General features: G+C 70.9%; 10 protein-coding genes. 4 read left to right on the top strand and 6 right to left on the bottom strand.

Annotation, left to right across the window (positions count from 1 at the left end; all coding sequences use genetic code 11):
• Positions 1-227 precede the first annotated feature (227 nt).
• Both ACSDR0_RS22390 and ACSDR0_RS22385 read right to left on the bottom strand, forming a co-directional pair.
• Positions 228-2,684: a GDSL-type esterase/lipase family protein gene (locus ACSDR0_RS22390; protein ID WP_435290818.1), complete on the bottom strand. Its 2,457-nt coding sequence runs from the start codon at positions 2,682-2,684 to the stop codon at positions 228-230.
• A gap of 978 nt (positions 2,685-3,662) precedes the next feature.
• Complete coding sequence (locus tag ACSDR0_RS22385; RefSeq protein WP_435290817.1) at positions 3,663-3,839, bottom strand: hypothetical protein; 177 nt, start codon at positions 3,837-3,839, stop codon at positions 3,663-3,665.
• A 328-nt stretch (positions 3,840-4,167) separates the two neighbouring features.
• Between ACSDR0_RS22385 and ACSDR0_RS22380 the strand changes: the two genes are divergently transcribed.
• Entirely contained in the window at positions 4,168-6,282 is a 2,115-nt protein-coding gene (locus ACSDR0_RS22380) for an ATP-binding protein (RefSeq protein WP_435290816.1), read from the top strand.
• 6 nt (positions 6,283-6,288) lie between these two features.
• Here the strand turns inward: ACSDR0_RS22380 and ACSDR0_RS22375 are convergent, their stop codons facing one another.
• A complete protein-coding gene (locus ACSDR0_RS22375; protein WP_435290815.1) occupies positions 6,289-7,284 on the bottom strand; it encodes a 4-epi-cubebol synthase in 996 nt (331 codons plus the stop codon).
• Between the two features lie 71 nt (positions 7,285-7,355).
• Positions 7,356-7,748 (bottom strand): ankyrin repeat domain-containing protein, encoded by a 393-nt coding sequence (locus tag ACSDR0_RS22370; RefSeq protein ID WP_435290814.1) that lies wholly within the window; start codon positions 7,746-7,748, stop codon positions 7,356-7,358.
• 102 nt (positions 7,749-7,850) lie between these two features.
• Between ACSDR0_RS22370 and ACSDR0_RS22365 the strand changes: the two genes are divergently transcribed.
• Both ACSDR0_RS22365 and ACSDR0_RS22360 read left to right on the top strand, forming a co-directional pair.
• The gene (locus tag ACSDR0_RS22365) at positions 7,851-8,759 is read left to right on the top strand and encodes a proteasome assembly chaperone family protein (protein ID WP_435290813.1); all 909 of its coding nucleotides are present in this window, start codon (positions 7,851-7,853) and stop codon (positions 8,757-8,759) included.
• 51 nt (positions 8,760-8,810) lie between these two features.
• Positions 8,811-9,857 (top strand): Gfo/Idh/MocA family oxidoreductase, encoded by a 1,047-nt coding sequence (locus tag ACSDR0_RS22360; protein WP_435290812.1) that lies wholly within the window; start codon positions 8,811-8,813, stop codon positions 9,855-9,857.
• Here the strand turns inward: ACSDR0_RS22360 and ACSDR0_RS22355 are convergent.
• Positions 9,854-10,651 carry a tyrosine-protein phosphatase gene (locus ACSDR0_RS22355; RefSeq protein WP_435290811.1) on the bottom strand — a complete coding sequence of 266 codons (798 nt, stop codon included), beginning with the start codon at positions 10,649-10,651 and terminating at the stop codon, positions 9,854-9,856. The two genes, ACSDR0_RS22360 and ACSDR0_RS22355, sit on opposite strands and share 4 nt — an antisense overlap.
• A 161-nt stretch (positions 10,652-10,812) precedes the next feature.
• Between ACSDR0_RS22355 and ACSDR0_RS22350 the strand changes: the two genes are divergently transcribed.
• Positions 10,813-11,685 carry a hypothetical protein gene (locus tag ACSDR0_RS22350; protein ID WP_435290810.1) on the top strand — a complete coding sequence of 291 codons (873 nt, stop codon included), beginning with the start codon at positions 10,813-10,815 and terminating at the stop codon, positions 11,683-11,685.
• Positions 11,686-11,956: 271 nt separating this feature from the next.
• Here the strand turns inward: ACSDR0_RS22350 and ACSDR0_RS22345 are convergent, their stop codons facing one another.
• Entirely contained in the window at positions 11,957-14,440 is a 2,484-nt protein-coding gene (locus ACSDR0_RS22345) for a tetratricopeptide repeat protein (RefSeq protein ID WP_435290809.1), read from the bottom strand.
• Between the last annotated feature and the right edge of the window lie 131 nt (positions 14,441-14,571).

Here is a 14,571-nt window from a genome sequence, read left to right as displayed (position 1 = left end):
TTTGGGCGGGCGAGGCCCGATCAAGGACCGTTCCCCATCGGTGAGATCTCCACGCGCCGGGGCGGCGGCCCACCGGCATCGGGCACCCGCCCCTCACGACCTCGACCCCGCGCGGACCCTGGCCGCCGCCGGTGGGGGAGGACGGTCACCGCGACGTCGACGCGGGGTCCGCACGGGGTCTGCGCGGGGTCTGCGCGGGGTCTGCGCGGGCCGTGTGGCCTTCCGGGTCAGTTCCCTCCGTTGCCTCCGATGTTGAGCCAGGCACGGATGGCCCCGCCGTCGTAGATCACGACGTAGTCGGCCCTGCCGTCACCGCTGATATCGCGGAACGTCACCTTCTCTCCGGGATAGCCGGTCGCGTTGACGTAGTTGAGATAGGGGATGAAACCGCCCGCGCCGCCACCGCCGTTGTTGATGTAGGCGTGGACTCTCCCGGTGCTGTCGACCATCAGGTAGTCGGCCCTGCGGTCTCCGTTGACGTCGGCGAGCCTGAGCTTGTCCCGAGTCCCGTAGGAGACTCCGGGGGCCCAGTTCAGACGTTCCACCCAGTGGATGCGCCCGTTGGCCGCCGGGGTGTTGATGTAGGCGTGGACGGCTCCGGCGTCGCTGGTCCGCAGGTAGTCGTCACGGCCGTCACCGTTGACGTCGGCGAAGCGGATCGCCTTTCGGGTGGCACCGCTGACGCCGGGAGCGACGACCCCCCCGTAGATCATCTTGAACGTGTCGTTGCTGCGGTACCAGGCCTCCACCGATCCCTCGTCCCCGACCATCAGGTAGTCGTCGAGGCCGTCGCCGTTCATGTCGGCGAACCGCACCTTGTCGCCGGCGGCGGGGTCGGGGTCCGGGCCGATGCTCACCGCGTCGACCCAGTCCGGCTGGCCGGGCTCCCCGGGAGTGTTGTAGGCGCCTCGCACCGCGCCGTCGGCGGTGATCCGCACGTAGTCGCCACGGTTGTCGCCGTTCAGCTCGACGAGGTCGGTACGGCCGGCGGGCGTGCTCATCCCGGTAGCGATCACGCCCAGGGACCGCCAGCCGGGTCCGGCCTTGCTCTGGTCCGGGTTGGCGCACTGCACCGGCAGACTCCCGGGCGTCCCGGGAAGCGAGCCCGGCACCGTCGGAGCCGGATCCGTGATCCAGCCGTCGAGCATCGCTTTGCCGATCTCCAGGTGGAAGGCGTCTGCCATCTTGCGGTAGCCGTTGTCGCCGGGATGCGCCGGCTGGGCCAGGTCAGCCGGGGTGACCGCCCTCATGTCGACCAGCCGCACGTGTTTGCCCTGCTTTTGGCGCTGTTCGACGATCCCGGGGAGCTTGGCGTTGAACGCGTCGATCCGCGGCTGCAGCCCCGCCTTGGTGGCCGGGACCAGGGTGGCGACCAGCACCGTCGCCTCGGGTGCGTGGCCGAGGACCTGGTCGATCAGGGCTCCCAGCCTTGCCGGCGCGTCCGGCAACTCGAAGGCCTGGTTCATGTCGTTGGTGCCGGCGTGCAGCGTCACGACATTGGGCCGCCGGGCGGGCACGGAGCAGTAGGCGGCATCCCCGGCGATCTGATCGATCCGCCAGCCGGAATGGCCCTGGTGGTCGATGTCGGCGAACGAACCGTCGCGTTGCGTGCCGACGAAGTCCACGGTTCGCCCGTTCTCGGTCAGCCGGTTCCACAGCGTGGACCGGTACCCGGAGAGGGTGGAACTGCCGACGCCCTGGGTGATCGAGTCGCCCAGTGGCATGAGGCGGACCTGGGTGAGGACCAGAGGGATGCCGCGCCTGTGCGCCTCCCGGACCATCGCCTCCCAGACCCGGTCGCGCATGCCCCTGATCGACTCCCCGAGAGCCCTCACCCCGCTCACGATCTGTTCGCCCGCCCAGTTCATTCCGGTTCTCGCCAGGTCGATCAGGGCCGTGCCGATCGTTGCGACTATGCCGGGCAGGTGCACGCCCATCCATTCCTTCACCCTGTCCCACAGAGCGCCGCTCACCAGCCCTCCCACCACGCTGGCCGCGAGAGCTCCCAGCCAGAACGTCGCGTTGTCCATTTTCTCGCCGAGGAGCCAGGCGCCCGTCATGTAACCCGCGAATCCCCCCACGGCGCCGGACAAGGTCGAGCACATGAGCAGGGCCAACGGGGTGGGCGGGGCGCTGGCGAACATCATGCAGAGCCCATGGGAGCCCCAACGCGCGGCCCCCGCGACCAGGAGCGTGATGACGCTCTTGGCCCACCACGACAGATTCGCGTGGACCTCGTCGGCCGGGATGACGATCGCCAACCCGGTGGACGTCGCCCGGACGGTGCCGTTGAAATCGACGTCGGCCGGTTCCGATTCGACATCCACGTAGAACTGCTCTTGCCCCTCGTAGACATCGCGCAACTGATCGCTCAAGGGGACGTCGGCGTCGTACAGCTTGTCGAGAGCCATCTGCATGGCCGCCTGGTTCACCCCCTCGAAGCCGAAGGTGAGCACCAGGTCATCGGCGGCGGCCTGCAGCGTCGGCTGGGCCGCCTTCGCCTCCGCGCCGCAGCCGATGCTCACTCCCCTCACGGCGGTGGCGGCGGGGATGTGGAGGGACTTCGGCAGTCCACACGACAGCGACGCGGACCGCGCCTGGGCGGGTACGGCAAGCTCACACAGGAGCAGGAGGAGGGTCATTCCGATCGTGATCAGACGGTGGGCGAAACGGTGTTCTCTCATGAACCGGCCTCACGTCTCACGTGAACTCATTTCTATCGAGCAAGACGAGCAGGCCACGGCTTCGCGGGCAGTCCGGCGGACCTCCCGCCCCGGAGCGACCGTGCCCGCCAGGACGCGCATCCGTCCACTGATGGCGAAGACCTGCGCCTTTCAGTGGCACACGGGCGATGGAATCGCACGAATACGACGTTCAGCTTAAAAGTCCCTGTCCCACTCAAAAGCAACACAGAAATGAACACGATCTTACAAATTACGGCTTGGCAAATCACTATCGGCGGATAATGATAAATCGGCTATTAAATGGACAGCATATGGTCTGGAAAATGGTTAAAAATGAGCCGACGGCCGCCAGGGTCCGTGCGGGGTCGAGGTCGTGAGGGGCGGAGGGATTCGCCGGTGCCTCGGTGTCCGATCCCGATAGGTCGTCGCCCTGGCGCGTGGAGATCTCACCGATGGGAAACGGTCCTTGATCGGGTTTTGCCTGATCTCGTGCGGGCAGGCCCGATCTTGGGCGGGCGAGGCCCGGCCCCGGATCCGCGACGGCGGTCCAACGCCGTGAGGTGGCGGTCGCGTACCGGCGGCTCGTGGCGGCCTCTGCCCGCCGGGCGGCGTCGGACAGCGCCGTGTAGCGCCGTGCTCCACCGTCCACGACAGGTTCCGGTCGTGGACGATTCATGGACGGTGATGGGCGCGGACGGCGAGCCGGTGAAGGCGTTGGAGCAGGCCACCGAGCAAAAGGCCGAAGATCCGAAACCCGTGCGGGCCCCGGCGCGGCGCTTTCCGGCGGGGCCCTCACAGAAGGTCCCGCCGCGGGGGCCCGGCTTCCGGGGAGTGAAGGCCCGGCCCCGGGGAGCCTTGCGCCGCGTACCCGGGCACGCGGCGAGGCGCGGCCTCCAGGGTCACCCTCGGCGACCCGACATCACCCCAGCGGCCCCAGGTCACTCCCAGCGATTCGGGGTCACCCCCAGTGGTCCGAGGTCACCCCCAGTGAGGAGGGCGATCCTCGATCAGGCGGGCGTCGTCGTCGGCCTCGCGCCACTCGCTCCAGCCGAGATCGGTGTCGTCGGCGGTCTGGTCGGGCAGGATGGGCAGCCCGTCGTCGGCGAGATCGACGGGACGCAGGTCATCGGGTTCGCGCACTGTCACGCGTTCCATGCTAGCCACCCTCGCGGCGCGCGTTCCCCCTCCCGAAGAAAGATCGCCCCCGCCTCGGGGAGAGGAGAACCCCCGCCTCGGGGAGAGACTCCACCACGAGGAGGGAACCCGGCGCGGAGCGAGAACCCACCCCTGGGCGAGAACCCGGCACCGGGGAAAGCCCGGCGCCCCCTCCCCGGGAAAAGCCTCCTCCCCGAGAGGAAAGCCCGCTTCCCCCGGGGGAAAGCCCGTCTCGAAAGCCCGCCCCCGCACCCTGTGACGCCAAGGACAGGCGGAAGCCCAGAAGGTACGATGCGGTGGCAGGTTTCGGCTACCCCCGTGAGGCGCCATGACAACGCCAGCAGGATGGCGGCGAGACGGCAATCTGCCCAACGAGCTGACCAGCTTCGTGGGGCGCACCAGGTTGCTCACCACACTCAGGCAGCGGCTGGGCGAGCACCGCCTGGTCACGGTGACCGGCATCGGGGGCGTCGGCAAGTCCCGCACCGCCCTGCGGATCGCGCACCAGATGCGAGGCGACTTCAAGGACGGCGTCTGGTTCGCCGACCTGGCCCGCCTCCAGGACTCGGGGATGGTCCGCCACACGATCACCTCGGCCCTCGGGATCGCCGACCAGTCCGCCCGCTCGGCGGACGAGACGCTGGTCGAGTGGCTGGGCGACCGCGAGATCCTTCTGATCATCGACACGTGCGAGCACCTGGTCGACGCGTGCGGCGCCCTCTTCGAGGACCTGCTCGGCAACGCCGGGGGGCTGACCATCCTGGCGACCAGCCGCCAGTCGCTGAACGCCAGGGGCGAGCACACGGTCACCATCCCGCCGCTGGCCGTCCCCGGCGACTCTCCGGGCGAGGACGTCTTCAGCAACGAGGCGGTGCAGCTCTTCCTCGCGCGGGCGAGCGCGGTGGTGCCCAACTTCGTGCTGGACGAGCACAACATCGGCCCGGTGGCCGAGCTCTGCCGCCGCCTCGACGGCATACCGCTCGCCATCGAGCTGGCCGCGGTCCGGATGCGCGCCCTGTCGGTGGAGCAGATCCTCGGCCTGCTGGCCGACCGGTTCAGCCTGCTCGCCGGGGCCAGCCGCACGGCGCTGCCCAGGCACCAGACGCTGCGGGCCGCGATCGGCTGGAGCCACGAGCTGTGCGAGCCCGCCGAGCGGCTGCTGTGGGCGCGGCTGTCGGTCTTCGCCGGAGACTTCGAGCTCGACGCCGCCCGCTACGTCTGCTCGGGCGACAGTCTTCCCTCCGAGGACATCATGGAGCTCATCTCCAGCCTGGTGGAGAAGTCGATCCTGCTGAGCGACGGCACGCCCTCGGGGCACCGCTACCGGCTGATCGACACCCTGCGGCAGTACGGCGAGGAGTGGCTGGACAAGCTCGGCGAGACCGCCGGGATCAGGGAGAAGCACCGCGACTACTACCTGCAGCTGGCCAAGCGGAGCGAGGACGCCTGGTCGGGTGCCCGCCAGGTCTACTGGTACGTCAGGATGCGCCACGAGCACGACAACATCCGCGTCGCGCTCGACCACTGCCTGCGCAACCCCGGCGAGGTGCAGGCGGGGCTGAAGCTGTTGTCCTCCCTGTGGTTCATGTGGGTGGCCTGCGGGCTGGCCCGCGAGGGCAGGCTTTACCTGGAGAAGACCCTGGAGCTGGCGCGCCAGCCGAGCCCTGACCGGTGCAAGGCGCTGTGGGTGCTGTCCTACATCAACAGCGCGCAGGGAAACATCACCGGCGCCATCGAGGCCGCCGAGCAGTGCAGTTCCGACGCCGTCAGGGTCGGCGACTCCGGCGCGGTAATCCTGGCCACCAAGATGCTCGGCACGGCCGCGTTCCTGCAGAACGACCTGCAGAAGGCGAGCGCGCTGCTGGGCGTGGCGATCGAGTTCCACAAGAGCGGGCGCGAGCTCAATCCGGGCCTGCTGCCCTCGATCGTCGAGCTGTCCATGGTGCTGCTCATCCAGAACGAGCCGGCCGAGGCCGAGGTGCTGCTGCGCGACTGCATCGCGGTCTGCACCCAGCGCGGCGAGCTGTGGCTGCGCTCGTACGCCATCTACGCGCTCGCCAGCGTGTACCAGGCGATGGGCCGTTCGCCCGAGGCCATGTCGAACGCGCGCGAGGCGCTCCGGCTCAAGCGCTACTTCCACGACGTGCTCGGGATCGGCCTGGCGATCGAGGTCGTGGCCAGGCAGGCGCTGGAAGACGGGCAGGCGGCGCTCGCGGCCCGGCTGATGGGCGGCGGCCAGGCCAACTGGCGGACCTTCGGGATGCCGCAGCTGGGTTCCCCGTTCTTCAACGCCGAGCACGAACGCTGCGTCAAGGAGTGCAGGCGCGTCCTCGGAGACGAGGCCCACGAGAAGGCCTTCGCCCAGGGCAGGAAGCTGAACCTGGAGGAGCTGATCGTCCTCGCGCTCGGAGACCACGAGGACGGCCAGGTCGCCCAGGGATGAGCCGGGTCATCCGGTGGAGGGCTCCGGTGCCTCCTGCTGCCAGGCGGACGTGTAGCGGGAGCTGGTCAGCGAGTAGTCGACGCTGCCGCTGATCCAGAACTCCAGGCCGCGTACGTAGGCGAGCACCGCCTCGGAGCCGAGCGCCTCCAGCGAGGGGCGCAGCGCCACCATGTCGGCGATGGCCCGGTTGCGCATGGCGCCGATCGCCTCCATGGCCTGCTGCCGCGAGTAGCCCCGGTGCCTGGCGAGCACGCTCACCAGGTTGTTGCGGGAGTTGGCGCCGTCGCTCTCCTTGGCGTACGAGATGAGGTCGTTGTCCCAGACGACGACGTCGTTGGCGCTCTCGGTGATCGCCTTGACGTCGGGGTGGCGCCACTCCTCGGGGGTGAGGCTGCGTCCGCTGGCCACGTCGATGAGGGCGAAGACGGTGAGCATGGCGCCGGTGCGCCGCCGCATGAAGATGTAGTCGTCCACCTGCGGCACGACGTCGGCCTCGCGGTTGGCGGCCTCCCACACCTGGGCGAAGAGGTAGTCCTTGGTAACGGTGCGCCAGCGGTCGAGCTGGTCGTCGTCGCCGTACCTGGCGATCCTGGTCTTGATCTCCAGGAGCGTCCTGGCGAAGACGTCGTCGACCTCTTCCCCGGCCTCCAGGTCGTCGAGGACGGTGAAGAGCCGGGGCAGGGCGCGGGTTATCTCACCGGCGCCGCGGCCCGACTCGCAGAAGGCGTCGTCGAAGGCGAACAGCCATACGCACCAGTCGGTCGCCAGGCGGAGCGTGTGGCGTTCGGCATAGGGGTACGTGCGGGCTCCCAGCCAGCCGTACTTGGCCTGGCGGTAGCGCTCGACGGTTTCGGCGTCCACCAGGATGCCCGTGTCCACCAGCCAGTCGAGGGTCTCGGTGTTGACGCTCTCAACATGGGGGTTGATCTCGCTGGGGAAGGGACAGGGTAACGGGGGGATGCGGAGAGACAGGCCTGACCTACGCGTAGTAGTAGTTCCCACTCCCCAAGGATGGCCGAAGGACGCCCGTTTTCCTATACGTCAGGAAACACCTGGATATCGTGGTTTCTGACTTACTGCCCGAACCATTCCAGGTATTCGTCCTGACCGAACATCCGGGCCGTGTCCGCCGCCGAGGGGGTCCCGGCGTGCGGATCGGCCCCGGCCTCCAGAAGTGCCCTGATCACGGCGGGTTCCTTCTTGAACACCGCGCCCGCCAGCGGCGTCTGCCCGCGGTCGTTGGCCCTGCCGGGGTCGGCGCCCAACTCGGCCAGTGCCCGGACCGTACCCGCGTGGCCGTGGTAGGCGGCGAGCATCAGCAAGGTGTCGCCCCTGTCGTTGGTGAGATCGGCGGGAACCCCCGCTCCGACATAGGCTCGGAGCCGCTCCGTATCGCCGGTTCTCGCCAGGTCGAACAGACGGGTCGCGAACTCCTCAAGCTCAGGGTCAGACTGCATGTGACCCATTGTGCCCCGGTAGGGTGCCGTGTGATCGCCGAGGGTAGGCGGAATTCAGCGGACCCCCCGCGGGTTGAGCTGAAGAGACGACCGACGAAAGGCTGGAAAACGGTGTTCGACCCGACGGATCTCTACCGGCTCAGCGGAGACGTCCCTGAGCTGACCGATCCGGTGCTGCTCTACCACTTCGACGGGTTCGTGGACGCGGGTGGCGCCGGACGGCTCGCCATCACCCACCTGCTCGACGAGCTGGAGCACCGGGTCGTGGCGACCTTTGACGTGGACCGCCTGCTGGACTATCGCTCCCGGCGGCCCACCATGACCTTCGACACCGACCGCTGGGTGGCCCTGGAGAGTCCCGAGCTCTCGCTGCATCTGGCCCACGACACCACGGGCACCCCGTTCCTGCTGCTCAGCGGCCCCGAGCCCGATCGCGAGTGGGAGCTGTTCACCGCCGCCGTCGACACTCTGGTCACCCGGCTGAACGTCGGCAGGCTGGTGACCACCCACGGCATCCCGATGGCTGTCCCGCACACCCGCCCGCTGGGCGTCACCGGCCATTCCAGCCGTCCCGAGCTGGTCACCGGCCAGAACAGCGCCTTCGGCAAGGTCCAGGTGCCCGGCAGCGTGGCCGCGCTGATCGAGTTCCGGCTCGGCGCCAAGGGGCACGACGCCCTCGGCTACGCCGTGCACGTCCCCCACTACCTGGCCCAGGCCGAATACCCGTCGGCCGCGGTGACCGCGCTGGAGGCGGTCACCAAGGGCACCGGCCTGGTGTTCCCGCTGGACGGCCTGCGCGAGGCCGCGGAGAAGACCGACGCCGAGATCGCCGAGCAGATCCAGGCCTCCCAGGAGCTGTCCACCGCCATCACCGGCCTGGAGCAGCAGTACGACGCGTTCGCGGCGGGTTCCGAGCGCGAGAGCCTGATGGCCGAGCCCTCGGAGATGCCGACCGGCGACGAGCTCGCCGCCCAGTTCGAGGCGTTCCTCGCCGAGCGTGACGAGCAGCGCGGTGACTGACCTCCACGCCGGGCACGGGACCTGGCGCGCGTACGACACCCTGGCCGCGCGATGAGCGACCTGCGCGTGGGCCTTGTCGGGTACGGGGTGGCGGGGGCGTTCTTCCACGCCCCGCTGATCTCCGCGACGCCCGGTCTGAGACTGTCGGCGGTGGTCACCGGTGATCCGGAGCGGGCCGCGGAGGTGTCGGGGAAGTACGGCGCGCGGGCGGTCCGGGACGCCGCCGAGCTGTGGGACTCCACCGACCTGGTCGTGATCGCCTCCCCCAACCGTACGCACGTCCCGCTGGCGGAGGCCGCGCTGAAGGCGGGCCTGCCGGTGGTGGTGGACAAGCCGCTGGCCGCGACCGCCGCACAGGCGCGCGGTCTGGTGGAGCTGGCGCGCGATCTCGGCCTGATGCTGACCGTGTTCCAGAACCGGCGCTGGGACGGCGACTTCCTGACGCTCGGGCGCCTGGTCGCGGAGGGCGAGCTGGGCGAGATCACCCGGTTCGAGTCGCGTTTCGAACGCTGGCGGCCGGTGCCGAAGGGCGGCTGGCGCGAGACGGGCGGGACCGAGGAGGTCGCCGGGCTGCTGTACGACCTCGGCAGCCACCTGGTCGACCAGGCTCTGCGGCTGCTCGGACCCGCCGTCGACGTCTACGCCGAGTCGGACGTGCGCCGCTCGGGAGTGAACGCCGACGACGACACCTTCATCGCCATCTCCCACGCGGGCGGGGCCCGCTCCCACCTGTGGGCCGGCGCGGTCACTCCCCGGCTGGGCCCCCGCTTCCGGGTGCTGGGCTCGCGGGCGGGCTATCTGAAGTACGGCCTGGACGTGCAGGAGGAGCAGCTGCGCGCCGGTCTGACCCCCGAATCCCCCGGCTTCGGCGAGGAGCCGTCCGAGCGGTGGGGCACCGTCGGCACGGAGGGCGACGTCCGCGCCGTCCCCACGGAGCCCGGCGCCTACGCCGGCTTCTACCGGGCCGTGGTGGCGTGCCTGCGTGAGGGCACCCCGCCGCCGGTCGATCCGGAGGGGGTCGTCGAGGCTCTCACCGTGCTGGAGGCCGCCCGGCGCTCGGCCGCCGAGCGCCGGGTCGTCGTTCTGGAGGACCGCTAGTCGCGCAGGCGGGCGCGGAGGCTCCGCGAGTCGGCCTCGGTCCAGCCGTGCGAGGCGAGCCACTCCAGCGGGCCGCCGAACCGCTCGTCGAGGACGCGCAGAAACTGCTCGATGTACTCCGGCCTCGGGCGGTGGTCGTCGGCCGGGCGGGTGTCGAGGTCGTCACGGTAGGTGGCGCTGGCGCGCAGCCGCGCCAGGATGCCCTCAAGGCGGTCGGCCGTGGCGACGTAGTCGGCGACGATCGCCTCGCGGGTGGCGCCGGCGACCTCCAGCGCGAGGGCGCAGACGACACCGGTGCGGTCCTTGCCCGCCGCGCAGTGGACGATGGCGGCCCCGTCGTCGAGGGCCATGGTGCGCAGGGCGGCCAGGACCGAGTCGGGACGGTCGCGAAGGTAGGCGTAGTAGAAGCCGGTCACCCGGAGCTCGGCGAGATCCTCCTCGACCTGCTCCGTCCAGGGCAGGACCCTGTCGCCCTCGATGGTGTCGGCCTCGACGTCGGTGTACACGCCGCCCTCGGGGAACAGGGTGAGGTGGTGGATGCTCACCTCCGGCACCTCGGTGAGCGGCCCCGCCCCCTCCAGGCGCACCTCGGGGCCCGAGCGCAGGTCGACGACGTTGCGGAGCTTCAGCTCGGTGACGAGCAGCTGGACGTCCCGTCCGGTCAGCCCCTGCAGGTTGTCCGACCGGTAGATCCGGCCGAGGCGTGTGGTCTGGCCGTCCACCGTGGCGAGCCCGCCGAGGTCACGGACGTTGACGGCACCTTCAAGATCGATCCAACGCGTGAAGTCGTTCATCGCCTTCGAGTTTATACGTCGCTTTACGCGTGGGCGGTTAACACCCGGCGCCGGTTTCCGTAATTACCGATGTCCCCGTATGACAGCCGTAAATGCGTCATTTCTCCTTTCATGGGGGACAGTGGAAGGACCCGCCTTGTACCCCGTCACGAGGAGGTCGTGTGGATCCGAGGAGACGTCCCCCGCACCTGCTGATCGATCCGGCCCTGCCGGCCCCGATCTCCTCGGTCTTACGTGCCAGCCCGCAGGCGCTGCGCGCGGCCCGGCTGGGGCAGGTCCCCCACCGCCGGGGGCCCGATCCCGTCAAACTGGTCGCGATCACCGGGCTCCTGCTGCTCATGGCGGGACTGAGCGCCACGGGAGGCTTCATCGCCGCCCTCGTCCTGATCTCCTTCTCCGTGCTGCGTGGCCTGAGCGACGATCCCGAGGGCCGGCGGGAACGGCGGCGCGTCCGGCTGGCCATGGAGCACAGGGACCGGTTCATCCTGCCGGAGGACCTCGACCGCGACTGCGGTGACCTGCTCCGCCGCACCCAGGACGCCACGGAGACGGTCCTCGACTCCGAGATCAACCGGGCGCGCCTGCTCGACACGATCGACAACGCGGTGACCCTGCCCGACCAGACCTGGCAGATCGCCAGGAAGCTGGTGCGCCTGTCGGACATGAAGGCCGAACACCACCGGCTCGTACCGGGCGCGCCCCCGCCCGAGGTGGCCGAGGCCTTCACCCCCTACGTCAAGGCCCTGGAGACCGCCGAGATCTCGTTGGCCGGGCGGGTCCGCGCGCTGGAGGAGTACGCCCGGCAGGTCCGCAGGGCCGACGGCGTCTACCGCGCCTACCGGCAGCTCCAGGTGCTCGCCGAACGGACCCCGCGCTACGAGGCGCTGGTCGCCGAGACCGCGGAGGACGCGCTGACCCTCCCCGGGCTGGAGCACCTGACCGAGCAGGCCCGGCAGGTCAGGAAGCTGTTCCACGAGAGCATCGGCGAGGCGCGCGACGCCGCCCGGCACCTGCTGACGGCCACCGACTCCTGACCCCCGGCCCCGGCACGGCCCCCTCGACGCCGCCCCCCGCGGACCACCCGCCGCCCGGCACCTGCTGACGGCCACCGAGCCCTGCCCCCCGGCCCCGGCACGGCGCGGATCCCGCGTCCCGGCCCCAGCACGGCGCGGATCCCGCGTCCCGGCCCCGGTCCGGACCGACGCGGACCCCGCGCTCCGGCCTGGGGACGCCCCGGCTCCGCGCCGACTCCCCGCGGACCGCCCGCCTCCCGGACCGGTGTACGCCCAGGGGCGCCGTACGCGCTCAGCCTTCCGCGCGGCGCAGGAGTTCCAGGGTGCGGCCCATTCCCGCCTGGTTGCCGAGGCTGCGGTAGATGTCCTGGGCCTGCCGCAGGGCGGATAGCGAGGCCTGCCGGTCGCCCGCCTCCAGGTGGGCCTCCCCCAGGTAGCGCAGGCTCCTGGCCATCCACCAGCGGTCGCCCAGCTCCCCGAAGTCGTGCACCGCCCGCAGGAGCGACTCCTGCGCCTCGCGCGTACGGCCGAGCCGCCCGTGGGCGCGTCCCGCCGACAGCTCGGACCTGGCGACGCCCCACGAGTCGCCGAGCGCGGTGAGCATCTCGGTGGCCCGGCGCACGTAGGTGAGCTCGCGCAGCGCGTTGGCCGGGTTGCCGACCTCCCCGGCCGCGCGCAGGCACCTGGCCTCCTCCCACAGCTCCCCGCGGAGCCGGAACATCTCGGCGGCCCGGTCCAGGCTGAAACCGGCCCTCGCGAAGTCCTCGCTCGCGGCCCGGACGTCGCCGGCGGCATGCAGTCCCCTGGCCGTCGCGCCGAGCACCTCGCCGTACGCGCGCAGCGTCTGCGCCTCTGAGTAGCGGTTGCGGTCGCGCTCGAACACCTCGAGGGCGTCCTCCAGCAGTTCCCGCGCCTCCTGGGGCCTGCGCTGGGCGAGCCGGAGTTCGGCGAGGTTGCGCTGGGTCCTGGCCGCCCACCAGCGGTCCTCCTCGCCCTTGAAGGCGGTGACGGCGCCGATCAGGTAGCCCTGCCCGCGGTCGAGGTGGCCGTCGTTGAACAGGGACATGCCGACCGCGCGCATCGCCCGCGCCGCCCACCAGGTCTCACCCAGGTCGGTGAAGATCTCCAGTGCCCGCTCCGCGTCCGCCGCGGCGCTGCGGTGACCGCCCTGCCCGCCCGCCACCGCCGACCGGTCCAGCAGCGCGATGCCCAACGCCCGCGGGTCGTCCATGCGGTCCGCGGCCTCGCACAGGATCTCGGCGACCGCCCGCCAGTCTGACCAATAGGCCCGCAGGGAGTGGCAGAGCGAGCAGAAGGCCCGGCCGAGGCCCCAGGCCAGCTCCCACATCTCCATGCTCTTGGCCTGGCCGATCGCGGCGACCAGGGTCAGCCGCTCGGCGTTGAGCCAGTCGGCCGCCGAGATCTGCGCCTGCGTCACCGCCACCGCCGGGACGGGCTCCACGCCGGAGGGCCTGACCCTGCGCCCCCAGTCCTGGGGCCAGCGGGCCACGGCCGCGGCCTCCGCGCGGCGGCGGTAACCGGACAGGACCCGCTCGACGGCCGCCCTGCGGTGGCTCTCGTCGTCGTCGGAGAGCGCCAGCTCGCGGGCGAATATCTTGACGAGGTCGTGCAGCCGGTAGCGCATCACCCCCGAGAGGTCGATGCCCGAGCACTCGGCGAGCTGGGCGTCGATGAGCGCCTCCAGCTGGTCGGCGCCTTCGGCCTCGGAGGTGGCGAGCAGCTCCCCCGCCACCCAGCCGGGCACGTCGGGGGCGCTGACCATGCTGAGCAGGCGCAGCAGGCGGCGCTGGAGCCCGGTGCAGTCGTCGTAGCTCAGCTGCAGGGAGGCGCGCACGCTCTTGTCGAGCCTGCGGCCGATCTCCAGCTGGTCCAGGCGGCGGCGCTCGTCCTTCAGCCGGTCGGCGAGACGGCGCAGGGTCCAGTTCTCCCGGGTGGCCAGGCGCCCGCCGCAGATGCTGATCGCCAGCGGCAGGTGGTCGCACATCCGTACGATCTCCTGGGCCGACTCCAGGTCGGCGGCGACCCTGTCGTCCCCGGCCAGCCGTGCCAGCAGCTCGACACCCTGCGCCTCGCTGAACACCGACAGCCGCTTGTCGTAGGTGTTGAGCAGGAACAGCGGCTGCCTCGACGTGACCATGACCGCGCACCCGGGCTCGGCCGGGATCAGGTCCTTGACCTGGTCGCCGTCGTGGGCGTTGTCCAGGCAGATCAGGATGCGCCTGCCCTTGGTCCAGGTCAGCCAGAGCGTGCGCAGCTCGGCCAGGCCGCCCGGGTCGGTGGTGAGCCGCACCCCGAGCGCGCGCAGGAAGCCGATCAGCACCTCCTCGGGGCCGACCGGAGCCTCCACCTCGCCGCGCAGGTCGGCGTAGAGGCGTCCGTCGGGGAAGCTCCCGGCGATCTCGTGCCCGAACCTGGCGATGAGCACGGACTTGCCCACCCCGCCCCTGCCGTACACCGAGACGACCAGTGGCGAGGCGCTCCCGGCGTGGTCCCGGGAGCGGCGGCGCTCGGCGAAGACCTCGCGCAGCTCGGCCAGCGACTCGGTGCGGCCGGTGAAGTGCGAGGAGACCGGCGGCCACTGGTCGGGCGGGCGCCACGGCGTTCCGGTGGCGGTGGCGTTCCGCTCCTCGGAGCGCGAGCCGGTGGTCGCCCAGGTGAGCAGGCCGACCAGGAGACCGGCGACCGCGGTGACGCCGACCTTGGCCTCGGTGGGCAGGTCCCACACGTCCAGCGAGGTCGCCAGGACGCTGGCCACGGCCGCGGCGATCCCGGCCGCCGCGGGCGCCGCCAGCGGTATCCGGCGTCTCGGCGGTTTCGGACCACGCTGATCAGGCACGTTCGATGGCCCGGCCATCCACACCCCTCGGAGAAGACCACGGCACGCCC

The sequence above is a fragment of the Streptosporangium sp. G11 genome, assembly GCF_051192615.1.
GTDB lineage: Bacteria > Actinomycetota > Actinomycetes > Streptosporangiales > Streptosporangiaceae > Streptosporangium.
The sequence above is the reverse complement of the archived record's forward strand: the minus strand, read 5'-3'. Positions and strand labels throughout refer to the sequence as shown.

What these genes read in the sequence shown, in the direction of transcription:
- ACSDR0_RS22390 (WP_435290818.1), bottom strand. Translation starts at nt 2,684, where the DNA reads ATGAGAGAACACCGTTTCGCCCACCGTCTGATCACGATCGGAATGACC.
- ACSDR0_RS22385 (WP_435290817.1), bottom strand. Translation starts at nt 3,839, where the DNA reads ATGGAACGCGTGACAGTGCGCGAACCCGATGACCTGCGTCCCGTCGAT.
- ACSDR0_RS22380 (WP_435290816.1), top strand. Translation starts at nt 4,168, where the DNA reads ATGACAACGCCAGCAGGATGGCGGCGAGACGGCAATCTGCCCAACGAG.
- ACSDR0_RS22370 (WP_435290814.1), bottom strand. Translation starts at nt 7,748, where the DNA reads ATGGGTCACATGCAGTCTGACCCTGAGCTTGAGGAGTTCGCGACCCGT.
- ACSDR0_RS22360 (WP_435290812.1), top strand. Translation starts at nt 8,811, where the DNA reads ATGAGCGACCTGCGCGTGGGCCTTGTCGGGTACGGGGTGGCGGGGGCG.
- ACSDR0_RS22355 (WP_435290811.1), bottom strand. Translation starts at nt 10,651, where the DNA reads ATGAACGACTTCACGCGTTGGATCGATCTTGAAGGTGCCGTCAACGTC.